We start from the raw sequence: 26,115 nt of genomic DNA, 5'->3' as shown, positions 1-26,115 counted from the left end.
GATTAAGAAATTATCATCCTGCATGTCAAGCACACAATTATAAACCTGATTCTGGCTTACCCTGTGCAGGAATATCCATAGCCTGATTAATAAACCGCAAAAATTATTTGCAGGATTGCACTACTTTAAACTTGAATATAATGGATACGACAATACCAAAAATTAAACCCCAGAAGGCTGAACCAATCCCAAAAAACTGAATGCCGGAAGCGCTGAATAAAAAGGTCAATAATGCGGCTTCTCGTTCGCGGACATCCTGAAAGGCGATAGCTATGTTGTGGCTAATGGTGCCCAGTAAGGCAATGCCGGCCAGAGCAACAATAAAAATGGCTGGGAAAGACATCAGCAAACTGGTCAGTGTCGCCGCGAAAACCCCCATCAAGATATAGAAAAATCCACAGCTTATGCCGGCAATATAGCGTTTCTCTGGGTCAGGATGAACCTGATCATCCAGACTGACGGCTGCACTAATGGCTGCAATATTGACCGTGTAACAGCCAAATGGAGCCAGCAGGGTCTGGGTAACTCCGGTCCAGCCAATCAGCTGATTGACATGGGGCTGATAGCCATAGCTTTTGATCATGGCAATACCGGGTAAATATTGTGATGCCATGTTAATGACGAATAATGGCAAGGCCAAACCCAAAAGGGCGGACCAGCTAAATACAGGACTAATCCATACCGGTTGCGCCAAACTCCATTGTAAAACTGGAGGATGAAACTGCATAAACATTGGACAGAGCACAAGTCCGGCAATCACGGTAATGACGATGCTGTAACGTGGAGACAGACGTTTAGACAGAACATACGCTGCTAACAATGAAATGATAAAGCCCCAGTCATTTTGCATGCTGGCAAACAGGGCAATGCCGAATTTGAGTAACACACCTGCCAACATGGCACTAGTTAAGCTTTGTGGAATATAAGATAAAATTTTCTGAAAAATACCCGAAAAACCTAAAATGGCACTGAGTAAACCACAGACCAGAAATGCACCGATGGCTTCGTGCAAGCTATAACCATTGCCAGTGGCTAAAATCAGGGCCAGTCCAGCAGTTGACCATGACGTGGCAACTGGATATTTAAATTTCCAGGACAAAATTAAACCAGACAGTCCAATCCCTAAACCTAATGCCCAAAACCAGGAGCTAATTTGCTCTGGCGTAACCCCTAATATTTGTGCAGCTTGAATGACCAAAACTGCCGAAACACTGATACCAATCAGAAAGGTAATGAAACCTGCAAATACCGCAGGAACGGAAAAGTCTTGGAGAAATTTGTGCATACATCCTTTGCGTGCTGGATTTGTTAAAATTTGAAAAGTGTAATAATCATACGCCTGTGGTTAATAAGCGGAAAGAAATTATTGCCTCAATTTATAGGCTTTTTACAGGTTTAATTTGCTTCTTTAGACCGTAGAACTACAGGGTTGAGGTCGCGAGTTTAATCCCGAAACCACAAAATAACAGTCCCACAGCTGCTACACATGAGGCCGTTACTTTATAACGCGAAGTAAAATAAGATGCCAGTTTTGCACCGGAAAAAATCAGGATGGTTAAATAACTCATGCTAATGAGCTGCAAGATGACTGCAAGTGCAGTAAAGGTAATGGCCGGATAAGGATAGGCCGGATCGACAAACTGCACAAAAAAGGACAAATAAAATAAAATGGCTTTGGGGTTTAAAATACTGATGGTTAATGCTGTTTTAAAGGGTTGCAGCTGTTCAATATTTTTTTCTACTGTTGCTATTTGTGTTGTGGAGTGCAGGACATTCCAGGTGTGATAGGCAGCAATCAGCAATTTTATGCCCAAATAACTTAAGTAAATTGCACCGATAATCTTTAGTAAGGTAAATACCCAAGGGAAAGCATGCAGTAATGAGGCTGCACCCAATGCTGTCAGTAGAATTAAAATCAGGTCACCGGTATAGACACCAAAAGCACTTTTATAGCCGGCTTTAATACCGAAACGTGAAGCGATGGACATCACATACAGTGAATTTGGACCGGGTAGTAATACGATTAGGGTAGTGCCAATAATATAGGTGCTAAGATCGGTTATGCCGAACAAAATATACTCTCAAATCATCAAAAAAGCCGACCTGTTCACTATAACAAAATCGGCTTTTTTTAGGGAAAGATAGGAATAAATTAAGCTTTAATTTCAGCATCCAAGCCGAAAGATTGGCGCAGTAAGGTATTTAACTGTTCACGCGCTTTAATAAATCCGTCAATGCCGCTTTGTAACAGTTGAGAAGACATTAAATCTTTTTCAATCTGAGCTTTAAAGCTTTCTTGGGTTAAAGGCTCAACCTGATGCTGGCAATGGGCCTGAGTATGATCGTTGCTAAGCTGGGCCACCACTTCACGCTGGTCCTGTTTCAGTTCTGCCAGAAGGTTAGGAGAAACGGTAAGCAGATCACAGCCAGCCAATCCAAGTACCTGATCTATACTGCGGAAACTTGCGCCCATTACTTCTGTTTTGATGCAATGCTGCTTGTAGAAATGATAAATCTGTTTGACTGAAAGTACACCCGGGTCTTTATCAATTGGATAATGATCGACATTTTCCGCTTTTTTATACCAGTCCAGAATACGGCCGACAAAAGGTGAAATCAGGGTGACATTGGCGTCCGCACAGGCTTGAGCCTGATGCAAGCCGAATAACAGGGTCAAGTTACAATGAATGCCTTCAGCTTCTAATGCTTTGGCTGCCTGAATGCCTTCCCAGGTGGAAGCGATTTTAATCAGGATACGGTTCTGATCGATCCCATAGGTTTTATATAATTCCAGAAGTTCTTTGGCTTTGGCAATGGTGGCTTCAGTATCGTAAGAAAGTGCTGCATCGACTTCGGTAGAAACACGTCCTTGAATCAGTTTTAGAATTTCCACACCAAACTTGACTGTCAGGATATCGATGGTACGTTCAACCAGAAGATCGCCACTATACCCTTCAGATTTCGCCTGTTCAAAGGCAGCTTCAATCAGTTCTTTATTTTCAGGCTGATTCGCTGCAGCTGTAATCAGTGAAGGATTTGTTGTTGCATCAAGAGGGCGAAATTTTTCGATTGCGGAAAAATCGCTACTGTCGGCAACAATGGTAGTAAGGTTTTTTAATTGATTTAAGGCTGATTGAGTCATTGTCGTCTGGTTCTTAAAGTTATTTCCCGTTTATTTGTTATATCACAATCTCCTGTTATCCAAAGTAAAAAGCGCGTATAAGACCTGTCTATTTTATGTTTTTTCTTGAATTTCGGATGTGATTAATCAAAAAATGAGCAGCAGCACCCAGCTGGCTTTCACGACTCCAGACCAGATCAACAAAATATTCAAATTTTGGAGTGAAATCCAAAAAGTTAAGAATCTTAAGTTGTTGTTGAATATGCGGATTCTGGTTTAGCATTTCTAAAGGTAAAACTCCCCATCCCAGACCCTGCTGGATCATGGCACAGGCAGATAAATGGTTATCTGTACGCCAGTATTTTTTTGAAAATAACAATTCCGGCTTGATGCTGCGATCGCGACTTGCCACTACAATTTGCCGGCTTTGCAAAATTTGCTCATAGCTCACCTGTTCAAATGTGGCCAAGGGGGAATCAATAGCCGTAACCGGCACCAAAGCCTCACGCTTGAGTTCGACAAACTGTTCGCGCGTTTCCAGCTGTTCGCGTTCAAACATGAGTGCTAACTGCGCAGTCTGGTTGAGCAGCATCTTTAAGGCATCTTCCTGCGGAGCTGAAAAAATATTGATTTGCAGTTCTGGAAACTGTTTTTCCAGCAATGAAATATAGTCAATCCATTTTGTGTGCAACAGTTCAGAGACCACCACAATATTTAAAGCAGATTCCAGACCTTGACTCAGGGCAAAAGCTTGCTGTTTCCATTGATTGATTTCAATTAAGAGCTGTTCGGTTTTTTCATATAAGGTTAGCGCTTGTGGGGTCGGTACAGGCTCACGGCCAGCACGGGTGAAGAGGGATAAATTAAGATCAACTTCCAGATTGGCAATCGACATACTAACTGCCGAAGGTACTTTGCCGAGCTGTCTGGCAGCCGCAGAGAATGAGCCGCTTTCAATCACGGTTTTAAATATGATCAGTTGTTCTTGATTAATATTCATCTATCAAAACTTTTGAAAGAATCTAATTCGATTAATCAATATTATCAAAATAAAATGTCTGCATCCAAATGAAAGAGTTTTAAAATGTTGATGTCAAAAAGAAGGATAATCCATGCGCTAAGCTATGAAACGATCCTACTGGTGATCATTGCAATTGCATTAAGCTTTATTTTTGAAATGCCTATGGAGGTGACCGGTAGCTTAGGTGTTGCAATGGCCGTGACTTCCGTGATTTGGAATATGACTTTCAATCATTTTTTTGAAAACTTTGAAGCCAAACGTCAACTGAAAAGAACAGTCGGTGTACGTGTTTTACATGCTATTGGTTTTGAAGGTGGTTTGATGCTGGCGACCATTCCAATGGTGGCTTATGCTTTGGAGATGTCAATTTGGCAGGCAATTTTGACTGATCTCAGTATGACTTTGTGTATTCTGGTCTATACTTTTATTTTCCAGTGGTGTTATGACTATATTGAAGCTAAATTGAACATTAGTCATCATGTGAAATCTACAGCCTAATTTAAATCTGTGATCTAAAAAGCATGGCTGATGTATGGTTTTTGATAGACACTCATCTTATTTGTATTTTCGCATATTCAAGATATTAGTGAGCATATAAATAGCCAAATAATAAGATGATAATAAAAAAGCCCCTCACTCGAGGAGCTTTCCTGAACCAAAGATTCAGATTATTTTTCAATAATTGCTGTTACACCTTGACCACCCGCAGCACAAATCGAGACTAAAACACGGCCTGAACCTTTTTGGTGAATCAGTTTTGCTGCGGTTGCGATAAGACGACCGCCAGTGGCTGCAAATGGGTGACCCGCTGCTAAAGATGAACCTTTAACGTTAAGCTTGGAACGGTCAATTGAACCCAGTGGAGCATCCAAGCCTAAACGTTCTTTACAGAATTTTGGGTCTTCCCATGCCTTAAGGGTAGAAAGAACCTGTGATGCAAATGCTTCATGAATTTCATAGTAGTCGAAATCTTGCAGGGTAAGACCGGCACGTTCGAGCATACGTGGAACGGCATAAGCAGGTGCCATCAACAAGCCTTCTTTTTTCTCAACAAAGTCAACTGCTGCAGTTTCCTGGAATGTTAAGTAAGCTAAAATTTCGTGACCATTGGCTTTAGCCCATTCCTCAGAAGCTAACAATACACAAGATGCACCATCAGTGAGTGGAGTTGAGTTGCCCGCAGTCATGGTACGTGCATCACCTTTACCAAAAGCCGGTTTAAGTTTTGCAAGTTTTTCTACAGAAGAATCTGCACGTAAGTTATTGTCACGTTCTAAACCGATGAATGGTGTGATCAGGTCATCGAAGAAGCCTTCTTCGTATGCAGCCGCCATTTTTTGGTGAGATGACGCTGCAAGTTCGTCCTGTGCTTCACGAGAAATACCCCATTCAAGTGCAGTAATCGCCTGATGGTCACCCATAGAAAGACCGGTACGTGGCTCACCGTTTTTAGGGGCATCCATCAAGTCTTTAACATTAATTTTGGTTAATGCTTTTAAACGGTCTTTCGCGGTTTTCGCAATGTTCAGTTCAAGCAATGCCTTACGTAAGCCATCACCGAAAGAAATTGGCGCATCAGAAGTCGTATCTACACCACCCGCAATACCGACTTCAATTTGACCCAGTGCAATTTTGTTGGCAATCTGGAATGCTGCTTGCAAGCCTGTACCACAGGCTTGCTGAATATCGTAAGCAGGTGTTTCTGGAGCAAGTTCAGTATTTAACACGCACTCACGGGTCATGTTAAAGTCACGGCTGTGTTTTAAAACTGCGCCGGCAACGACTTCGCCTAAACGTTGACCTTGTAAATTAAAACGCTCAATCAGACCATTTAATGCTGCAGTAAACATGTCGCTGTTAGAAGCAGTAAAGTAAGCACCGTTTGAACGGGCGAAAGGAATACGGTTACCACCGATAATTGCAACGCGGCGAACTGTGTTTTGGCTCATGGTGTTATCCTGTTGAACAGACGTTTGAGGTGTAGATTCGGGTGTTATTGTCGTTGAAGCTATAGTTTTACTACGTGCCGATGTGGAACGGGTACGGGGTGTTTTAGGCGCAGCATCTGCTGACGTGGCCGCCGGGCCAGAAGTTTTAGTTGTGCGCGCAGTACTTTTTGATGGTTTTGACACAGTTTCCGTAGCAGAATTATCGACTGCCGGATTTTCTTGAGTTGTTTTGCTCATCAGGCTTTTCCAAGCATTTTACAGTATTCTTGGCGTGTACATTAACATAATCTAAAAACAGCTGAATTGACTAAAATGACATTAGGCAAAGCATTCAGGTCAAGACATCTATAATTTAACTCAAGTATGATTCTATGGAAACTGATGGATGTATTGAAATATAAGTGCCTGACATCATATTGAAGTTAAAAAGATATTTTCAAAACCATCAAAAATTAATTTGTATGAGAGATAATAAATATGACTGATCAATACCAAACCTTTGCAAAATCTCCTATTGGTAAATTTGTCATCAAAAATTTAGGCTTGCCATCGCCAACTTTTTTAGAGCGTTTTGAGTCTGCGACACCTGTAGTGAAAGGGGCGGTGTTATTTGGTGCTGCATCATCAAGTACATTATCTGGTGCAATCGCACAGGTTCTGGCCAATATTCATGCCAATAGCTACGCAGGTAACAACTCCGAATTACAGCAAGCAGCTGCAAAAACAGGTTTAAATCTGGGCGCTTTTCACCCGGGCGATAAAGAGTCTAAATTTAAAGCAGTCATTTTTGATGCGTCTGGTATCCAAAACTCTGAACAGCTAAAAGAACTTTATAACTTCTTTAACCCGATTGCGCGTCAAATCCAGGCTTCAGGCCGTGTCATCGTTGTAGGGATTAGCCCTGAGACTGCAAAAACGCTAAAACAGGCCATTGCCCAACGTGCACTTGAAGGTTTTGTAAAATCAGTCGGTAAAGAGTTTAAGAAAGGTATAGCGGCAAATCTGATTTATGTTGATCAAGGTGCTGAAGCAAACCTTGAATCTACAGTGCGTTTTGCATTATCTCCGCGTTCTGCTTATGTTTCTGGTCAAGTTATTCGGGTTTCTAAAGCTGAAGTTGTCGATGTAGACTGGGCCAAACCTCTTGCTGGAAAAACTGCTGTAGTCACTGGTGCAAGCCGCGGGATTGGTGAAGCAATTGCCCATGTACTTTCACGTGATGGCGCACATGTCATTTGCCTGGACGTTCCCCAACAGCAGGCGGATCTGGACCGTGTTGCGGGTGCCATTGGCGGTTCAACTTTAGCAATTGACATCACGGCTGCGGATGCCGGTGAAAAAATTAAGGCTGCAGCAGCGGCGAAGGGCGGTCTTGATATCATCGTACATAATGCAGGAATTACCCGTGACAAAACTTTGGCCAATATGAAACCAGAGCTTTGGGATTTGGTGATCAACATTAACTTGTCTGCAATTGAGCGTGTCAATGATTACCTTATTGAAAATGCAGGGTTGAACAGCAACGGTCGTATTGTTTGCGTATCGTCAATTTCAGGTATTGCGGGTAATTTAGGGCAAACCAACTATGCTGCTTCTAAAGCGGGCGTGATTGGTGTGGTGAAATTTACGGCACCTATTTTGAAAAATGGCGTAACCATTAATGCCGTAGCACCGGGCTTCATTGAAACGCAAATGACAGCGGCAATTCCATTTGCGATTCGTGAAGCAGGTCGCCGTATGAACTCAATGAGTCAAGGCGGTCTACCGGTTGATGTTGCTGAAACAATTGCATTATTTGCATCTTCAGCGTCTACAGGTTTAAATGGTAACGTGGTTCGTGTGTGTGGTCAAAGCTTGTTAGGGGCTTAACACATTAAAGTCCTCTCCCTTGGGGAGAGGATTTAGGAGAGGGAGATAAGGGGATATATTATTAACCCTCTCTCTAGCTCTCTCCCAGAGGGAGAGAGAACTCCATTAAATAAATTAGAAAAACTTCCAAAGGTTCAGTATGAATACTCGCCATTTTAGTCAACTTCCAAAACCTTATTTAGCCTATCCGAAAGTGATTCAAGGCTTGATTTTTAAAAAGCCTAAAGGTGAACAAGTGCTGCCGCAAGTTGAATATGTGGTGGATTCATTCAAGGTCGATCAAAAGCATCTTAAAGCTTATAACGAAGTGTGCGGCTTCAAGAATAATGGTTATATTCCAGCCATTTATTTAGCGGTGCTATCGCAAAGCCTGCAAATGCATATGATGACGACTGAGACTTTCCCATTTGCAATTTTAGGTCTGGTACATATTCGCAACCAGATTAAACAAAACCGCAAAGTGGGTACTAATGAAGCATTAACATTGTCCTGCAAGTTTGGTGATGTACAACCTCATGATAAGGGCGTGCAGTTTGACTTTATGACCACGGCGAAAGTCGGCAATGACGTGGTGATGGAAGGGGTAACTACCTATTTAGCCCGTCAAAAAACCAGTGTTAAAGCTACTCCTAAACTGGTAGACAATAAAACGCCAGCCTATGAACTCAATGCCGAATGGAATGTATCTGAAAATACCGGTCGCCGTTATGCTTTAACGTCTGGTGACTTTAACCTGATTCATATCCATGCCATCACGGCAAAAGCATTCGGTTTTAAACAGGCGATTGCCCATGGTATGTGGAGCAAAGCGAAAGCACTGGCCAGCTTAACTTTGCCAGATGCCTACGAAGCTGATGTCTGGTTTAAGCTCCCGATGTATCTCCCTTCAAAAGTGGAGTTCTTGACTGCTCAGGAAGGACAAGATACCGAGTTTGTCATCCGAAACGGTAAAAACAAAAAACCGCATGTCACGGGAAGTGTCAAAGCACTTTAAGACCAAAGCCTAAGTCACTGTCGATTTAGGCTTTTTTGTTTTAAGCTCATGGAAAACAGATTTCTAGGGATGGAAGGATGCAGCAACTAAAAGATTACCTTTTTGCCAATACGGCAAATTATCAAGGTCACGTCGATGAACGCTTTATCGACCTTGCCAGACAGTTCAGCCGGATGCAGGATGTACGGACAGAGTTAGGTGGCGCTGCTCTGGTGATTTATTTTCAGGGTCAAAAAGTTGTTGATATCTGGACCGGGAAAAAGTCTGAAACCGAAAGCTGGCAAGCAAATACCTTGTCGCTCTGCTATTCCACCGGGAAAGGGGTTTTATCTACCTTAGCGCATATTTTAGTCAGTGAAGGTTTTGTTGATTATGATATTCCAGTAGCAACTTACTGGCCTGAATTTGCCCAACAGGGTAAAGATCAAATTACCTTAAGGCATATGCTGAGTCATCAAAGCGGTTTATATGATATTCGCAATCTTGTTGCTGATGCCTCGGAAATGGCGGATTGGCAGCATATGCTTGCTGTTATAGCCCAGGCCAAACCACGTTTTGAAGTCGCGACAGATGCAGCATATCAGCCCTTAACCTTTGGTTGGCAAGTGGGCGGGGTATTGGAAAAAGCTACAGGGAAGACATTGGCAGAACTGATGCAACACTATCTGATTGATCCATTGCAATTAGATGCTGCCTATTTTGGCGTGCCGAAGGAAAAACTGGCTGAAGTTGCCAGGATTATTCCTCAACAAAAAGTTTCAAAAGATAAGCTTCAAAATTCCAAACCTAAAGTAACCTGCACAGGCACGCAAAGCATCTCCATTCGATAAATTATTGGAGTTATCCGGCCAAAAACCTCAAGACTTTCAGGATGCGATGATTCCAAAAGGAATGAAAAATTTCAGCTTTTTTAGTGATCAAGGTTTACAAGCTATAATTCCTGCGGCAACAGGTGTGTTTAGTGCCAATAGCCTAGCTCGAATTTATGCCATGCTTGCCAATGGCGGGGAGTGGCAAAGGCAGCAGTTGATAGGCACTGAAATCTTTAAACAGTTAAGCCAAATTCAGTACACCCGACGTGACCGGATTATGCCACTACCGATGCATTGGCGATTGGGTTATCACCGGATTTTAACTTTAGGCAAATCATCATCAGGGTTTGGGCATATGGGCTTTAATGGCTCTGGTGCATGGTGTGACCCGGAGCGTGGTTTAAGTTTTGCCTATACCCATAATTTTTCCACGGCTTCCATCACAGGCGATTACCGGCTGTGGGGCTTGACCCAGGAAACACTACGCTGCGCGGATCGTATCTTGGCAGGTCGTAAGGGTTGGTTTTAATGTGCAACATGTTGTTGAGGAAAATAACGGGAAAATATGCTACTTTGCCTGAGATTCTAGCTGCTGTTGATATTTCATGAAAAATGTCGTGTTAATTCCTTTGCTGGCAAGTACTGCATTATTGGGATGTCAGGATGCCAAGCAATCGAATACGCAAGGCAATGCATCTATAGAGTCGAAAAAGCAACTGGCAGCATGGGCAGGAGAATATGAGGGTACAACACCGTGCATGAGCTGTTTATCCCGTTGCGAAGATTGTCCAGGTATGGCTGTGACTTTGGCATTGTATGAAGATCAAACCTATACCTTAACCCGTGAAAGTTTAAGTGGTCATAGTGAAGTCGAAACCTTGAAAGGTAAGCTGCGTTTTATAGATGAATCAAAGCAAAGAATTGAGCTGATCAATGTGGCAACGCGTAATTTACTCTATGTAAATTTAGATGAAAAAGTTCTTGAAATTCGTGAAGATCAAAGCGGTAAAAGCTATCAGATGCAAAGTGATTTTCTTTTGGGAAAACTGAGCTAATTTTATTGAATGTATAAATAAAAATTTCGTCTTTGTTTCGGCAGAATACAAGATTTTTATTGTTCATACCTCCGCCATTTATTTCACTATTTTATAAAAAAACAGTATGCTTAGACCTGTAAAAAGGAGCATACATGTATCAAGTACTTGCACGAAAATACCGTCCACGTAATTTTAATGAATTGGTGGGGCAAAACCATGTGTCGCGCGCACTGACGAGTGCCTTGGAACGTGGTCGGTTGCATCATGCGTATTTGTTTACCGGGACTCGCGGAGTAGGTAAAACCACGATTGCCCGTATTTTGGCGAAATGTCTGAACTGCGAAACTGGCGTGACCTCAACGCCTTGTGAAGTGTGTGCAACCTGTAAAGCGGTGAATGAAGGCCGTTTTATCGATTTAATCGAGATTGATGCGGCTTCACGTACCAAAGTAGAAGATACACGTGAATTGTTAGATAATGTTCCCTATGCGCCTACGCAAGGTCGTTTCAAGGTTTACTTGATCGATGAAGTGCATATGCTTTCGACGCATTCCTTTAATGCCTTACTGAAAACATTAGAAGAACCACCTGAACATGTAAAATTCCTTTTTGCTACCACTGATCCACAAAAATTACCGATTACTGTTATTTCCCGTTGCTTGCAATTTACTTTGCGTCCACTAGCAGTCGATGAAATTACCGAACATCTCACCAGTATCTTAAACAAAGAAGAAATAAAAGCCGAACAGGATGCCATCTGGCAAATTGCTGAATCTGCCCAGGGGTCATTACGTGATGCCTTATCTTTAACCGATCAGGCCATTGCCTATGGTCAGGGCGCAATCCAGCATCAAGATGTCAAAGACATGCTGGGTCTGATTGACCGTACCATCATTTATGATTTGATCTTGGCCATTCATCAGAACCAGAAAACCCGTGTCAGTGAATTGCTGATGCAATTTAGACAACAGGCGCTGGATGTGTCACTGGTTCTGGATCAATTGATTTCAACCCTGCATGAACTGGCATTACTGCAGTATTTGCCTGAGCTGAGCTTGAAATACAGTGCTGAAATCAATCAAAAGATTATGCAGTTGTCGCAACGCATTTCAGCACAAGATTTGCAATTGTATTATCAGGTGGCCTGTAAAGGCCGTGCTGACCTGCAACTGGCGGTGACGCAAGAGCAGGGCTTTGAAATGTGCGTATTGCGCTTATTGGCGTTCCGTCCATTACAGCCCAATGAAGTTCCGCTATCACAAGTACAACAAGTTGTTACACCGAGCGTTCAGCCTGTAGTACAACAGTCGATTCAACATGAGGTTCAGCAGCAAGCAGCTCAAAATATAATGGTAGAACAGGACACACCTGTTGAATCAGCAGCTGTATATGATGATTTTGATGATGCTCAGTATGATGATGACTCATTTAATGAAGTTACAGCTCAATCTGTTTCTGTAGATGAACCAAGTTCGGATGATTTCCTGGAGAAAGAAACTGTAGAAGCTGAAGTGCGATCTACTCCATCAGATTCTTCATTGCATCCAGCTCAAGTACAGTCGGAAAAAATTATCTTCGATCCATCGAGTGACGATGCTTTATTTGGCTTTGATGATGAGCCTGAAGCAATAAGTACTACAGCTGATGAAGCAAGCAGTGATGACTTTCTGTTTGATGAACTAGTACCCTTAGTACCTTTAGCAGCCAATCAATCAACGCCTGTCAAAGCTCCAGCGGAAGTTCAGGTGCAAGTTCAGCAACCTATAGAAGAAACAGCACAAGATTCATTATTTGATTTGGCAGCTGAACCGGCTGTTCCTGCACATCAAGATGTACAAGGCAATCTGTCAGATGTTTCCTCGAAACTGATGCCACAAGATATTTTAAGACTAAAGCCTCAAGTTCTTGAAGGCGAGTGGACGGTGGATAAATGGGAGTATTGGTTCCGTAACAGTGATCTTTCACCGGCAGTCCAAGAATTGGCTCAACATGGCGTGATGACGGGGCAAATTAATGGTGATTCAATCTTCCATATTCCAAAACAATATGAAGCTCTGTTGACCCAGTTGCAGCATGCCTTGGAGCAGGCATTAAAAACAGAATGGTCGAGTACTCATTTTCAGGTTCATTATGCAGATGTAGAAACCACAACGCCGTATAGCATGCAAAGTGAGCGTAAAGAAAAAGCCTATGCACGTGCGGCAGAGCTACTGCATGCAGAACCAGCGGTCAAAGAGCTTCTGCAAAACTTTGAGGGTGAAATACAGAATATCCAGCTCAAATAAGCTTATTCATTCACATTATATAGATATAAAGCATCCCGTATTTTAATTGGAATCGGGGTGCTTTTTCGTGTCTGTCGGTCTACAAATACATGTACGAAATGACCCTGTGCAGAAGCCACTTCATGACCCTGTTTAAAAATCGCTAAATCATATTGTACGGATGAATTTCCCAGTTTCGAAATAGCTACGCCGACCTCAATGATTTCAGGATAAGACAGTTCCTGAAAAAAGCTACATGCCGAATCGACCACCAAGCCAATGACTGGCGAATAGCGAATATCAAAGTCGGCCTTTTCAATCAGTAAGGCATTGGCAGCTGTATCAAAATAACTGTAATAAGTCACATTGTTGACGTGTCCATAAATATCATTATCCGACCAGCGGGTTTGAATAGGTAAAAAGTATGAAAAATCGGCACGATGTTTGGGTATTTGTTTCATTGGCATAGTTGTTTTGATGATTTCATTTGTTTTTACTGTGAAGTCCATAAAAATACAAGTGAAAAAATAGATCATCTCAATAAAATGGGATGACCTGTAATAAATCATTATTTGGTTATTTTGATATCACTTAAATCTGTTTTTATCACAAATATAAATAGAAATTTATGCATAAATAGCTTGGTAAATTTCCCGTGCATCCTGTTGAATCAGGTCACGCGGGTTATTTTGCAACAGCCGGGTTTGCAGCATCGCATCACTTGCCAATTGATCCAGCATATTTTCAGGAACATTTAAATCTTTCAGCTTTAAAATCAGGCCACTTTGGTCTAAGTGATTTTGCATATGATCAATAAATAAATCACACAAACCATCTGTACTGCCAGTACTTTTCGGGTCCAACCAGCACATCAGTTCGGCATAGTACTGTTTGGCATTTGGTGCATTGAATTTTAATACTTCGGTCAAAACCAGAGCATTGCTATGGCCATGTGAAATATGAAAATGTCCGCCTAAGGGATAAGCCAGTGCATGGATTGCTGCCACAGGAGCATTGGCAAATGCCTGTCCGGCGAGCATTGATCCAACTAGCATATTTTGACGTGCTTCTAAATTCTGCCCATCTGCTAAGACTAAACTTAGATTTTTATTGAGTAATCTTAAAGCCTGTTTAGCTAACATGTCGGCATAGGGATTCTTTTTGATTTTTGAGGTATAGGCTTCAATCGCATGCACCATCGCATCAATACCGGTTGCCGCGGTAATATGTGCAGGTAAGTTTTGGGTAAAAGTCGCATCTAAAATGGCGACATCGGCAAATAAAACTGGAGCAACGATGCCTGTTTTGGTGGTTTCAGCTGTAGTGACAATCGAGATGGGAGTGACTTCGGAACCTGTACCGGCAGTGGTCGGGACTAAAAGCAAAGGTAGTCGAGGTGATTTGGCATTATTAACCCCGTATAAGTCTTGCAAGCTTTGCTGCTGTTCGGGATGGGCCAGTATTGCAATGATTTTCGCGACATCGAGCGAACTGCCACCACCAAAACCCAAGATGATGTCTGCTTTTTCATTCTTGGCGAATTGTACGGCGTCCAATACAATATGTTCAGGAGGATCGGACTGAACGTTTGAATAAATTGCATAGGGCAGTCGAATGGTTTCTAAAATTTCAATAATCAGCATATGCAGTTGCTGCTGAATGATGCCGGCATCGGTGACCAGCAACAGTTTTTTACAAGCGTGTTGTTGCAATAATGGCTTTAACTCATAGATCGAGCCCAGTCCTGAAATAATATTCGAGACGGTTTGAAATTGAAAATGGCTCATCTATTGCTTCCTTTTTGATATCAAAATCAAGATTATTGTTTTAGTGTTCTATAGGATTCATCCTGTAAATAACTTAACATAAGACACCTGAAAATAAAGCAGTAATTGAGGTTGTTATGTCATCCAAAACGCCCTATAAGGTGTTATGTGTATGTTTAGGAAATATTTGTCGCTCCCCCACGGCAGAAGTTGTTCTTAGACATTTTTGTGATAAACAGCAACTGAATATTATGATCGACTCTGCAGGAACCAGTAATTACCATCCCGGAAAAGCACCAGATGAGCGTAGCCAGAAACATGCCTTAAAACGGGGCTATGATTTATCATCGTTACGGGCGCGCCAGTTAAAAGCGCAAGATTTTCTTGAATTTGATCTTATTCTGGCGATGGATCATGAAAATTTATTCAATATTCAAATGCTTTTAAAACAGACTCAAACCGCATATGCGGCCCGCCAGATTCGGGCAAAAATTGCATTGATGAGTGAATACGATCAAACTTATCCCAAACAGGCGTTGCCAGATCCTTATTATGGCGGAGCAAATGGGTTTGAGCGTGTACTCGATCAGTGTGAATCGAGCAGCTTGGCTTGGGTCAGCATTTTTAAACAGCAGTTCAAACAACAGATCGATGTGAAATAAAGGTTTAAGCACATGAATATTCAAACTCAAATTCAACTTAAGCCTTTTAATACCTTAAGTCTTGATGCAACCACATCGCATTACTGCAAAGTTCAGTCCACAGCTGAATTGGTGGATGCTTTAAATTATGCTAAGCAACAGCAGTTAAATGTTTTGATTCTCTCCGGTGGCAGCAACATGCTTTTGCCGGAAAAAGTCCATGCGCTTGTGATTCATATGGATATTCAAGGCATTGAATATGTGACTGAAGATGATTACAGCAAAACCATTCGCGTGGGTGCAGGTCAGGTCTGGCATGATTTCGTACTCTGGACTACAGAAAATCATTTATATGGCCTGCAGAATCTGGCACTTATTCCAGGTTTGGTCGGTGCATCTCCGGTACAGAATATTGGTGCCTATGGAGTAGAAGCGGGCGAGTTCATCGAGTCGGTTCAAGTTTATGACCGTCAGCTGGAACAATTCAGCACCATTCTGGCTCAAGATTGTGATTTTTCCTATCGGCACAGTATTTTTAAAGACGACCCGAACCGTTTTGTGATTACTCATGTGACTTTTAAGTTGCTTAAGCAAGCCCATTTAATGTTGAATTATGGGGATCTTAAACAAGCTGTGGGAGAGGAACAGACTGCTGAAAACCTGCAAAAACAAGTTATTCAGATTCGTCAAAGCAAATTGCCAGATCCAAAAGAATATCCTAATGTGGGAAGTTTCTTCAAAAATCCGATTATTTCAGAACAGCTTTTTGACCATTTAGTACAGACATTTCCGAATTTGCCCCATTACCCTCAGGCCAAAGGTGGGGTTAAAATTGCAGCAGGTTGGTTGATCGATCAATCCGGCTGGAAGGGTAAAAGACTGGGTGTGGTGGGTATGTTCCATAAGCAAGCTTTGGTACTGGTCAATTATGATCAGGCCAATCTGGCAGATGTTCAGACCACCTATCATGCTGTACAACACGATGTGCAGCAAAAATTTGATATTTTGTTAGAACCAGAACCAGTCTTGTTTGATGAAACAGGCTTAATTCGTTCACATATGGAATAAAAGACAATGGCGAAATCACATTGGATGGTTCGACTGGTACAAATTGCTTCAGTGCTATTTGTACTGTTCGGCTGTTTCATGGTTTTGCTTTATTCACCCTTTTATTCTGGTTGGGTGGTGAGTGCATTAAACAGTTTTGTGCCTGTAGAAGTGAATCAGGTCGCGGCAAAAAGCCAGCAAATGGCAGCTTTAAGTGAACATGAAGATCTGGAACCTGGTTCTAAAGTCTGGATTGCCCGTCAAGCCTATCTGAAATTGATGGAAGAGGCGATACAAAGCCATAATTCACAGGATCTGGTATTGATTCAAGCGCGTTATAAAGCCTTGCAACAAACGATTGAAGATGCACAACTCCAGGAAAAAGAACAACAGGACAAACCGCAAATTCCGCTGCTGGCAAATCCGGTCGAAGCTGCCTCTGAAGCAGAAGATCCAACTCAAACCGTTAAAGACTTGCTGGATTTGAACAGTACTGAAAATAAAGCCTTAATGGAAAAATATCTGGATTTTCTGCGCACGCATGAAATAGAACCGGAAAAGGTCGCTGAAGAACCGGTAGACGAAAGCATTTATCAGGATATTGCCCTGATTCATGAGCAAAATGAACAAGCACAGCCTCAAAGCTCTAAACCTTATGCGATTGTGGTCCTGGGTGGTGGGTTGACACTGGATAAAAATAGCAAGGATATTGTGGTAAACAAATATACCCGTCTGCGTTTAGAAAAAACCTTAGAAATAGAACAACAGTACCATTTACCGATTGTGCTGAGTGGCGTTGAAGCACCGTATATGCAGCGCTGGTTAAAAGCATATAATGTCGATGCGAAACTGCTGGAAGACCGCAGCATGAATACCTGTGAAAATTCGCGTTTTAGCTCATTGCTATTGCAGAAAAAAGGTGGAGCTCCACGGGTGATTCTGATTACCGACCGTTATCATATGCCGCGGACCCGTCGTTTATTTGCCTTAAATGGTATTGAAACTGTACCCGTAGAAGCACCCATGCCGACTCAATTGACCCGGTGGCGTCCAAGTGAACAGAATTATGATCATAGTCGCCGTGCCAATTATGAAATGTTAGCCACTATCCGTGATATCTGGTTTGGTTCCAGTGATTGCCGAGAGGTACCTTAATGCCCGATATTCCATTCTTAAATCCTGCCATTTTAAAACAGCTGGATTTACCCGTTCCAAGCCGTGAAACCACACCTCAGTTACTTGAAGCATTAAATCTGAACAAGCTTTATCAGCCTTCAGTCGAAATTCAGGCCTATCGCCAGTTATATGGTTTGCATCTGCTGGATTGTGAGCATTGGCAAGGCTATGTACAAATGCCTTTGTTTAAATTGCATGTACAGGTGTTTCAACCACATCTGGAAAAAATTGCCTTGCCGAAAATACGCGGTACGGTATTTTTATTGCATGGCTATCTGGAACATAGCGGAATTTACCAGCCGATTATTCGTGAATTGCTGGAACAGGGGTTTAGTGTCATTACTTATGATTTGCCCGGTCATGGCCTCAGTGATGGTTCTCCGGCAAACATCAAGAATTTTGACCATTACCAGCAGGTATTGCATGCGGTTTATCACTACATTAAAAATGCTGAACAATTGCCGAAACCTTGGTTAGGCATCGGGCAGAGTACGGGTGGTGCCATCTGGATGCATCATTTGCTGGAATTTGCTCAACGTCGTGAAAATCCCTATGTAGACCGTGTTTTATTGCTTTCACCCCTGATTCGACCGGCCAAGACGGCGTGGTGGCATAATTCGGTCGGTCTGGGTATTATCCGGCGTATTAAGCGTCAGGTACCACGGCATTTTAGACGCAATAACCACAATCCTGAATTTCTGCGTTTTGTTCGTTTAAAAGATCCGTTACAGCCCCGTATGATGGGAATGGACTGGATTCTGGCCATGTCAAAATGGATGCAGGAAATGGAAGCGCGTCCTGCTTGCCGCATTCCTGTCTGGCTGGCACAGGGAGCGCAGGATCAGACTGTGGACTGGCGTTATAATATCGAGTTTATTCGTCGCAAGTTCCGTTTGCAGACCTTATTGATGCTGGAAGAAGGGTCACATCAGTTGATCAATGAACGTGCCGATATTCGTGCTGCCTTAACCGGTTTGATTCCAGCTTTTTTACATGCTCAAAGTTCATCTGGTTATTATTGATTTTCGATTGCATCAATACGTCAAAGAGGCCAGATGGGCCTCTTTATTTTTTAAATAAGTCTCTCTGAATTTGTGCCGTGATTAAAATCGATCCGCATGGGCTAAATTCCAGATGCGATAATAGAAGTTTTCAGTATCCTCAGCTTTGCAGTTGAGTAATTCACCTTCTTTTAACCAGAAGTGTAACTGGGCATAGTTCTTAATTTCCCGGTCATTAATGCGCTGGGCTAAATGATGCGGCTTGATATCCGCTGGATGTTTTAAGCCTGCGACTGCAATCATTTCGGATAAGGCACGCAGGGTATTTTTTTGAAAATTCAAAACACGAACTGCCTTGCTGGGAACATGCAGGGCTTTTTGCCGTTCCTGGTCCTGGGTGGTAACACCAACCGGGCATTGGTTGGTATGACAACTTTGCGCCTGAATACAGCCTACGGCAAACATAAAGCCACGTGCTGAATTGACCCAGTCTGCCCCAATTGCCATGGTACTAGCAATGTCAAATGCACTGATAATTTTACCGCTTGCGCCTATCTTGATTCGATTTCTTAAACCTGCACCGACCAGGGTGTTATGGACAAACAGTAAACCTTCACGTAAAGGCGTACCCACATGGTCAATCAGTTCAATCGGGGCAGCACCACTACCACCTTCAGAGCCATCTACCACAATAAAGTCCGGCACAATTTGAGTTTCAAGCATGGCTTTGACGATACTCATGAATTGCCAAGGCTGGCCAATACAGAGTTTAAAGCCCACCGGTTTACCGCCAGACAGTTCACGCAGTTGCTGTATAAAATGCATCATTTCAATCGGAGTGCTAAATGTAGAATGTTGTGCTGGAGATACGCAATCATGTTCCCGACTCACTCCGCGTATCTGGGCAATTTCTTCTGAAATTTTGCTTTTAGGCAAAATTCCTCCATGACCCGGTTTTGCCCCTTGAGACAGCTTGATTTCTATCATCTTGATTTGCGGTAATCGTGCTTGCTTGGTAAATTTTTCCGGATCGAACTGACCCTCCAGAGTACGGCAGCCAAAGTAGGCACTGCCGAGTTCCCAGACAATATCTCCGCCATTTTCCAGATGGTAAGGACTGATACTGCCTTCACCGGTATCATGGTAAAAATTTCCCATTTTCGCCCCCAGATTCAACGCCCGAATCGCATTGGCGCTCAGGCTGCCAAAACTCAGAGCCGAGATATTCATAATGGAGGCGCTATAGGGCTGTCGACATTGATCATTGCCGATTTGAATACGGAAGCTTTCAGGATCGGCAGGTTTGCATGGCGTAATGGAATGGGTGATAAAGCGATAATCTTGCTGATAGACATCAATCAGGGAACCAAACGGTTTATCGGCATTTTTATTCTTGGCACGTTGATAAACCAGACTGCGTTGCATCCGTGAAAATGGCAGGGCATCCTGATCGTCTTCAATAAAATATTGCCGGATTTCAGGACGAAACTCTTCAAAAATAAAGCGAAAATGTCCAATGATGGGATAATTTTTCAGGATTGAATGCTGATTTTGCAAGATATCATATACGCCAACAAGGGTCAGGATTCCTGTAATCAGCCATAAAGAATTCAGAAAGGGATCGGAAAGAAAATAATGAATAGATTGAGGCTCATAGATAATTCGAAACCAGCTAATCGTTAAAGTAATAAAAATACAGCTAAACCAAACCGAGTATCGTGAGAAAAAAGTATTTAAAAGTCTATGTCTGACGGCTTGGGCTGGAACTGGCATTTTCATGTTTCCATCAAATGGTTCATAATATGAATTTGCCTAGTTTATATACACTGTACAAGTTCTGATTTGTAAAACCGTTAAGGGGAAATAAGAGTAAATCTCAGCTGTTAAGGTTGAGTACAGGCATTATTGAATTTAATAAAAGTCGGACTGAACACTACAGAAGAGTATATAAACATAGGGAAATAGAAATTCAGAATAAATGCTTAATCAATAATCAGATTAACACTGCTGATCTTATGCTTTCACAAAGCGGAGAGTTTGAATTACATTGGTTTTATCTAAGCCACAGAGGTAATTTATATGACGATGAAATCCATTCGCTATAACAGTGGAGAACTGGCGTGCTAAAGCACAATAGGTTTTTCTCCACGTGTAAAATCCGTCACCATCAAGCTTTATGTCGGGGTGAGAAAATAAAGCTTGATGTTCTAGAGGCCTACCAGACAATACTAAAAATAGATCCAAGCAGAAATATTTTATAGTCCCAAAGATTGGGACTTTTTTTATTGTTTATTTCAGTGCTTTTATTCATCCGCGATTTGACGAACTGCATTTGAAACATCAATTGGCTCGATGTGCTGAATCTTGTTGCCAAAACTCCTTAACCACCATGCCAATTGTGAAGTGAAAGGCACGGTTGCAGTGACTTGGGCCAAACCATTCTCTAATTTTTCAATTACCTGGTCCGTGCTGAGCTGGCTTTCATCAAAGTAATGTGCATCTTCTTCTGTCATGGTCAGTTTTAATGTCACATTTTGGGTCGGTTTGTTATAGTCGACCCTAAAGCCTAAGGCACCGGATTCAATATAGGCATCAATATCAAAGTTAACCGGATGCATCGCGCGCGAATTTAGCACTACAGCCGATTTAAAACGATGCAGGGCAAAGGTCTGAATATCGGTTTTATCATGGCGGGTACAAATCAAATAAATAATCGCACCTTTTTGTACCAACGCTAAGGGATTTAAAATATAGGTTTTTTCTTCGCCAGAATGGCTGCGTCCCTGGTAAACACATTCCAGCTGTTTGTCTTGCAGCAAGCCTTCATAAATGGACTGTTGTGCCAGTTTGTCGACGACAGGGGGAATCAGCGGTTGAGTCCCCGGGACAATACGCACACGGTTAATCCATTGGCGTACATTGTTTTGGGTCGACAAGCTGCGACGTGCCAGATCAAACCATGGATTCATCTCTTCAATCAGGCTAGGCGGCAACAGGTGTTTTAAATGTTCTTCGACCATCATAAAGGTGACTGCTTGCGAGCTGGTCATATGCGGCAAACTTTGAATAGGCGCATCTGAACGCCAGCGCCAGCCTTGAGGCACGGTTTTACTGCTTTCAATCGGAAAACGTAGCGAGATTTGATTTAAATCACGTTGAATGGTACGCAGGCTGATATCAATGCCTTCACGCTGTAAAATTTCCTGTAATTCACGGGTGCCCATCCATTTCCCGGTAGAAAGACGAGATAAAATTTGCCACTGACGATACAGGCTATTTGACGTTTCTTTTTCTTGTGAAGACATAACTAAAATTAAAGAACCAGTAGAGTGTTTATATATCCATTAAATGATGAACACAATAAAAAAACTGAATTATTTTCGCAAGCATGGGTGTCTGTAACTCTGCATATTTTGCTCCAGATTTATGCAAAAAATGCCGTTGAATGCATAAAATCATCATAGCTCAATAACTTAAAGAATGATTGGCATGTTTGTTGCTAGAGTCTAATCACAATAGAAAACAATGACGAGGTTTGTATGCTTAAAGAGAATCAAGATACAAATTCAATTTCTTTATTAGAAAATTTTGCTCACAGTGATATCGGGACTAATAGTAGCGTGACTACGGTAAATCAAGTAAAGCCACAAAATAAGGTAAATGCATTATTTCAACAGTTCAAATCACATTTCTTTAATGAGCTGGTTGATGATCGAGCCATGTCTGGGGAAACCTGCCAAAAGATAGAACATTGGTTATCACAGCATACTCTGGAAGAGTTAAAGTCGCTTAACCAGACCGCCAAGGAGCATTTTTTATATGATGGTATTACTTTTACTGTCTATGGCGAATCTGAAGGAATTGAACGAACCATTCCCTATGATCTGATTCCGCGTGTCATTGAGAAAAAACAATGGAACAAGGTGTCACTTGGCTGTGCACAAAGAGTGCGCGCGCTGAATTTATTTTTACACGATATTTATCATCAACAGGACATTTTGAAAGCCAATATTGTGCCTGAGTTGCAGGTGTTAGCTCATGAAGCCTATCAGCCACATATGTATGCACATGACCTAAAAGGAAAAATTTACAGTCAAATCAGTGGGATCGATATTATCCGTGACCGTCATGGTGAATTTTATGTACTGGAAGATAATTTAAGAACGCCATCCGGTGTGTCTTATATGCTGGAAAGCCGGAAAATTAGCCAAAAAATAATGCCACAGCTGTTCCAGCAAAATAACGTTTTGGGTATTGAACAATATCCTCAGTTACTCAAAGAGATCCTTGTTGAAAATGCCTATGTAGATAAGCCTTTTATTGTGGTCTTGACTCCGGGTCGTTATAACAGCGCATATTATGAACATTCCTTTTTGGCAAGGGAAATGGATGTGCCTTTAGTGACATCACGTGACCTTTTTGTAGAGAACGATAAGGTTTATGTCAAAACGATTCGTGGCAGACAGCGGGTTGATGTAATTTATCGGCGAGTCGATGATGCATATCTCGATCCTTTATGCTTTTTGCCGGATAGCACCTTGGGTGTGCCTGGCTTAATGTCAGCTTATTTAAATCACAATGTGGTGATTGCCAACGCGCCGGGTACCGGAGTGGCTGATGATAAATCGATCTATCCGTACGTGGATAAAATGATCCATTTTTATCTGGGCGAGCAGGCCATTTTAAAAAATGTACCGACTTATCTGTGTCGGGAAAGTGAAGATCTGGAATATGTCTTAGCCAATCTGGAACAACTGGTGGTGAAAGAAGCACAGGGTTCAGGCGGTTATGGAATGTTGATTGGCCCACATGCCTCAAACAGCCAGATTGAATCTTTTAGAGACAAAATTAGTGCGGCACCGCATTTGTATATTGCGCAGCCGACGCTAGATTTATCGGTTTGCCCGACTTTAACCGATTTTGGCGTGGCAGAGCGTCATATCGATTTGCGCCCATTCGTCCTTAGCTCACCATATCGAACCGAGATTGTACCGGGTGGCTTGACACGGGTAGCCATGCAGGCAGGGTCGCTAGTGGTGAATTCTTCACAAGGTGGTGGCATTAAAGACACCTGGGTTGTCGATAATCTGCATTCATAGACCTTTAACCATGGGAAGGAAATCATGATTTTATTAAATAGTAATGCTCAGCACATTTTTTGGTTAGGTCGTTATTTAACCCGGATTCAATATACCTGTAGCCAGTTTCCGTTTGTGGAAGATCAGGAGGCATTGCAATATGCCCATGCTTTTTGCTTGCCGGCTTTTGATGCGAGTTCACTCAATGCATTATTGCTGGATGCTGAACAGCCGTCGTCTTTTCATCAACAATTTCAATATGCCAAAGACAACATACAGGACTTGCGTGGCATACTTTCAGCCAAGACTTATGCAGAGCTGAATCAGCTAATTAAAAATGCTCATGCGAATGCGAGCTATATATGTGACGTGGCAGCAGATTGCCATGATGTGATAGAGGCTGAATCGGCAGATGTGTTTCTGTTTTTTAGTTTGGGACAGAATATTGAGCAGTTGGACAGACAAATTCGTCTAAAACAGGAACAAAACACAACTTTAGACAATATTGATAAAATTGTTGATCTGCTGGCTCAGATTGGCTGGGATAAGCTGGATGCTGCCTGGCAGCAGCTTAAATTAAACCCGGATAGTATGAATTTTTATCACTTTAGTGATCATATTCAACAGCTGTTTGAGGTGGATGTATGAAGTTGATGATCAATCACCAAACGCATTATCAATATAGTGATCATGCCTGTAACAGCATTCAGTATATTAAAATGACGCCAGGCAGCAATGCTCATCAGCAGGTACATTGTTGGGATGTCAGCGTGCCGGGGTTAAAAGAAATTAAAAGTGATGCTTTTAACAATATCTGGATTACCAGTTCGCAGCGACAGCCTTACAGCCAGATGACCATCATGGCACAGGGCATTGTCGAGATTAATCCTACGACGCAATTTGGAATTGATACACACATCAATCCGCAATTATTTTTGCAGCCTACCACAAGTACGCTGTGCAATGCCGACATGAAAAGTTTTGCAGATTGCTATGTTCCTCGCATTAATCGGGCTAACTTGATTGTGCTGTCTGAAGCCATCTTGAATTATATTCCCTATACACCTGAGCAAACTTCGGTCCATACCTCTGCAATCGAGGCTTTTCAATGCCGACAGGGGGTATGTCAGGATCACAGCCATGTCTTTATTGCCATGTGTAAATATTTAGGCTTGCCGGCACGTTATGTATCAGGTTATTTATTTGTACCCTATACCTCTCATCTTGCCAGTCATGCTTGGGCAGAGGTTTTTTTTGAAAATACGTGGTATTGTTTTGATACCAGCAACCAGTTATTTACGCCTAATGCACATATATATGTCGCCATAGGCCGGGATTACTGGGATGTTGCGCCAGTGCGAGGGATACGAGAGCGTGGAGGTATTGAATCCATGAGCTCTATTGTTCAAGTGCTCGCTTGCTGAAAATTTTAAAGTCATAAGGAGTTTCTAATGACTTATTGTTGTGCGCTACGGTTAAAAGACGGCTTGGTTTTTGTAAGTGATACCCGTACCAATGCCGGAGTTGATCACATCTCGGTATTTCGCAAGCTCTATATCTTTGGTGTGGAAGGAGAACGGTTTTTAACCATCCAAACATCAGGGAATTTAGCCACAACTCAAGCAGTGATTGGTCACTTAAACAACCATCTGGAACTTAAACAGGAACCGAACTTATATAGTGTCAACACCATGTTTGAGATGGCGGAACTGGTGGGCCATACCTTGAAAAAAGTGATTGCCGATGTGGTTGAAGATGCTCACACGCATGAACAAAGTAATTATTACTGCAGCATTTTGCTGGGCGGGCAGATTCAAGGGTCAGAAATGCAACTGTATAATATTTACCCGCAAGGCAATTTTATTTGTGCCACAGAAGATACTCCGTATTTTCAGATTGGTGAAAGTAAATATGGCAAGCCCATACTCGACCGGGCTTTAATTTATGAAATGCCTTTAGATGAAGCCGTACGCTGTTGTTTAATCTCTTTTGATTCTACCTTGCGTTCCAATGTTTCTGTAGGGATGCCACTTGATACGGTCGTGTATAGAAAAGATTCTTTGCATATTCCGAATGGCAAACGAATTTATGAAGAAGGTAAGCGTCCGCTGAACACACCTTCTGAATTCATCCTATAAGCCTTAATTTAGTCCCCACTTAGAAACAAGTGGGGACTTAAATTTATGACTACAAATAATCAGACATCCATCGTATCTCTTGCGAAAAAACGAAGAACATACAGTGCTGAATTTAAACAGCAGATCGTTCAGGCTTGTAAAGCACCGGACGTTTCAATTGCTTCAGTCGCTTTGCAACATGGATTGAATACAAATCTTGTA

General features: G+C 42.2%; 22 protein-coding genes and 2 pseudogenes. 15 read left to right on the top strand and 9 right to left on the bottom strand.

Annotation, left to right across the window (positions count from 1 at the left end):
• Positions 1–103: 103 nt before the first annotated feature.
• The 4 genes from FTU91_RS00685 to FTU91_RS00670 form a co-directional block, all read right to left on the bottom strand.
• A complete protein-coding gene (locus FTU91_RS00685; RefSeq protein ID WP_180080296.1) occupies positions 104–1,285 on the bottom strand; it encodes a benzoate/H(+) symporter BenE family transporter in 1,182 nt (393 codons plus the stop codon).
• Positions 1,286–1,421: 136 nt separating this feature from the next.
• Complete coding sequence (gene leuE, locus FTU91_RS00680) at positions 1,422–2,072, bottom strand: leucine efflux protein LeuE (protein WP_180080293.1); 651 nt, start codon at positions 2,070–2,072, stop codon at positions 1,422–1,424.
• An 80-nt stretch (positions 2,073–2,152) separates the two neighbouring features.
• Positions 2,153–3,142, bottom strand: a complete 990-nt coding sequence (gene tal, locus FTU91_RS00675) for a transaldolase (protein WP_180080290.1) — start codon at positions 3,140–3,142, stop codon at positions 2,153–2,155.
• Positions 3,143–3,230: 88 nt separating this feature from the next.
• Entirely contained in the window at positions 3,231–4,121 is an 891-nt protein-coding gene (locus tag FTU91_RS00670) for a LysR family transcriptional regulator (RefSeq protein WP_180080287.1), read from the bottom strand.
• Positions 4,122–4,205: 84 nt separating this feature from the next.
• On the opposite strand from FTU91_RS00670, the gene aceI reads away from it, so the two are divergent.
• Positions 4,206–4,640, top strand: coding sequence for a chlorhexidine efflux PACE transporter AceI (gene aceI, locus FTU91_RS00665; RefSeq protein WP_180080284.1), 435 nt, complete (start codon positions 4,206–4,208; stop codon positions 4,638–4,640).
• A 170-nt stretch (positions 4,641–4,810) separates the two neighbouring features.
• Here the strand turns inward: aceI and FTU91_RS00660 are convergent, their stop codons facing one another.
• Entirely contained in the window at positions 4,811–6,328 is a 1,518-nt protein-coding gene (locus FTU91_RS00660) for an acetyl-CoA C-acetyltransferase (RefSeq protein ID WP_180080280.1), read from the bottom strand.
• Positions 6,329–6,568: 240 nt separating this feature from the next.
• On the opposite strand from FTU91_RS00660, the gene FTU91_RS00655 reads away from it, so the two are divergent.
• From FTU91_RS00655 to dnaX, 5 genes and pseudogenes are all read left to right on the top strand, one after another.
• A complete protein-coding gene (locus tag FTU91_RS00655; RefSeq protein WP_180080276.1) occupies positions 6,569–7,960 on the top strand; it encodes a 3-oxoacyl-ACP reductase in 1,392 nt (463 codons plus the stop codon).
• Positions 7,961–8,099: 139 nt separating this feature from the next.
• Complete coding sequence (locus FTU91_RS00650) at positions 8,100–8,954, top strand: MaoC/PaaZ C-terminal domain-containing protein (protein WP_180080273.1); 855 nt, start codon at positions 8,100–8,102, stop codon at positions 8,952–8,954.
• A 77-nt stretch (positions 8,955–9,031) separates the two neighbouring features.
• A pseudogene (locus FTU91_RS00645) lies at positions 9,032–10,295 on the top strand (serine hydrolase domain-containing protein).
• Positions 10,296–10,371: 76 nt separating this feature from the next.
• The gene (locus FTU91_RS00640) at positions 10,372–10,821 is read left to right on the top strand and encodes a copper resistance protein NlpE N-terminal domain-containing protein (RefSeq protein WP_180080270.1); all 450 of its coding nucleotides are present in this window, start codon (positions 10,372–10,374) and stop codon (positions 10,819–10,821) included.
• A gap of 134 nt (positions 10,822–10,955) precedes the next feature.
• Positions 10,956–13,088, top strand: a complete 2,133-nt coding sequence (gene dnaX / locus FTU91_RS00635; protein ID WP_180080267.1) for a DNA polymerase III subunit gamma/tau — start codon at positions 10,956–10,958, stop codon at positions 13,086–13,088.
• 2 nt (positions 13,089–13,090) lie between these two features.
• Here dnaX and FTU91_RS00630 read toward each other — a convergent pair whose 3' ends face one another.
• Positions 13,091–13,528, bottom strand: a complete 438-nt coding sequence (locus tag FTU91_RS00630; RefSeq protein WP_180042992.1) for a thioesterase family protein — start codon at positions 13,526–13,528, stop codon at positions 13,091–13,093.
• Between the two features lie 165 nt (positions 13,529–13,693).
• A complete protein-coding gene (locus tag FTU91_RS00625; RefSeq protein ID WP_180080265.1) occupies positions 13,694–14,854 on the bottom strand; it encodes an iron-containing alcohol dehydrogenase in 1,161 nt (386 codons plus the stop codon).
• Positions 14,855–14,970: 116 nt separating this feature from the next.
• Between FTU91_RS00625 and FTU91_RS00620 the strand changes: the two genes are divergently transcribed.
• Genes FTU91_RS00620 through FTU91_RS00605 form a run of 4 tightly spaced genes read left to right on the top strand, consistent with a single transcriptional unit; the run spans position 14,971 to position 18,719 of the window.
• Positions 14,971–15,495, top strand: coding sequence for a low molecular weight protein-tyrosine-phosphatase (locus tag FTU91_RS00620; RefSeq protein WP_180080261.1), 525 nt, complete (start codon positions 14,971–14,973; stop codon positions 15,493–15,495).
• Positions 15,496–15,507: 12 nt separating this feature from the next.
• Positions 15,508–16,542, top strand: a complete 1,035-nt coding sequence (murB, locus tag FTU91_RS00615) for a UDP-N-acetylmuramate dehydrogenase (protein WP_180080258.1) — start codon at positions 15,508–15,510, stop codon at positions 16,540–16,542.
• A 6-nt stretch (positions 16,543–16,548) separates the two neighbouring features.
• Complete coding sequence (locus tag FTU91_RS00610) at positions 16,549–17,676, top strand: ElyC/SanA/YdcF family protein (protein WP_180080255.1); 1,128 nt, start codon at positions 16,549–16,551, stop codon at positions 17,674–17,676.
• Entirely contained in the window at positions 17,676–18,719 is a 1,044-nt protein-coding gene (locus FTU91_RS00605) for an alpha/beta hydrolase (RefSeq protein WP_180080252.1), read from the top strand. Before FTU91_RS00610 ends, FTU91_RS00605 begins: the two co-directional genes overlap by 1 nt.
• An 81-nt stretch (positions 18,720–18,800) precedes the next feature.
• On the opposite strand, the gene FTU91_RS00600 is transcribed toward FTU91_RS00605, so the two are convergent.
• A complete protein-coding gene (locus tag FTU91_RS00600; RefSeq protein WP_180080248.1) occupies positions 18,801–20,471 on the bottom strand; it encodes an FMN-binding glutamate synthase family protein in 1,671 nt (556 codons plus the stop codon).
• A gap of 530 nt (positions 20,472–21,001) precedes the next feature.
• Positions 21,002–22,003: a YafY family protein gene (locus FTU91_RS00595; RefSeq protein WP_180080245.1), complete on the bottom strand. Its 1,002-nt coding sequence runs from the start codon at positions 22,001–22,003 to the stop codon at positions 21,002–21,004.
• A gap of 234 nt (positions 22,004–22,237) precedes the next feature.
• Between FTU91_RS00595 and FTU91_RS00590 the strand changes: the two genes are divergently transcribed.
• The 5 genes and pseudogenes from FTU91_RS00590 to FTU91_RS00570 form a co-directional block, all read left to right on the top strand.
• Entirely contained in the window at positions 22,238–23,797 is a 1,560-nt protein-coding gene (locus FTU91_RS00590; protein WP_166168961.1) for a circularly permuted type 2 ATP-grasp protein, read from the top strand.
• 24 nt (positions 23,798–23,821) lie between these two features.
• Positions 23,822–24,424, top strand: coding sequence for an alpha-E domain-containing protein (locus FTU91_RS00585; RefSeq protein ID WP_180042979.1), 603 nt, complete (start codon positions 23,822–23,824; stop codon positions 24,422–24,424).
• Entirely contained in the window at positions 24,421–25,200 is a 780-nt protein-coding gene (locus FTU91_RS00580) for a transglutaminase family protein (protein ID WP_180042980.1), read from the top strand. Before FTU91_RS00585 ends, FTU91_RS00580 begins: the two co-directional genes overlap by 4 nt.
• Before the next feature lie 27 nt (positions 25,201–25,227).
• Positions 25,228–25,872 (top strand): annotated as a pseudogene (locus FTU91_RS00575) (peptidase); the annotation flags it as partial.
• An 87-nt stretch (positions 25,873–25,959) separates the two neighbouring features.
• The coding region (locus tag FTU91_RS00570) for a helix-turn-helix domain-containing protein (RefSeq protein WP_180080239.1) at positions 25,960–26,115 on the top strand (156 nt) is incomplete at its 3' end.

The organism is Acinetobacter sp. YH12201, from assembly GCF_013418145.1.
In the GTDB taxonomy this organism is placed as follows: Bacteria; Pseudomonadota; Gammaproteobacteria; order Pseudomonadales; family Moraxellaceae; genus Acinetobacter.
This window is presented reverse-complemented; position numbering and strand designations above follow the sequence as displayed.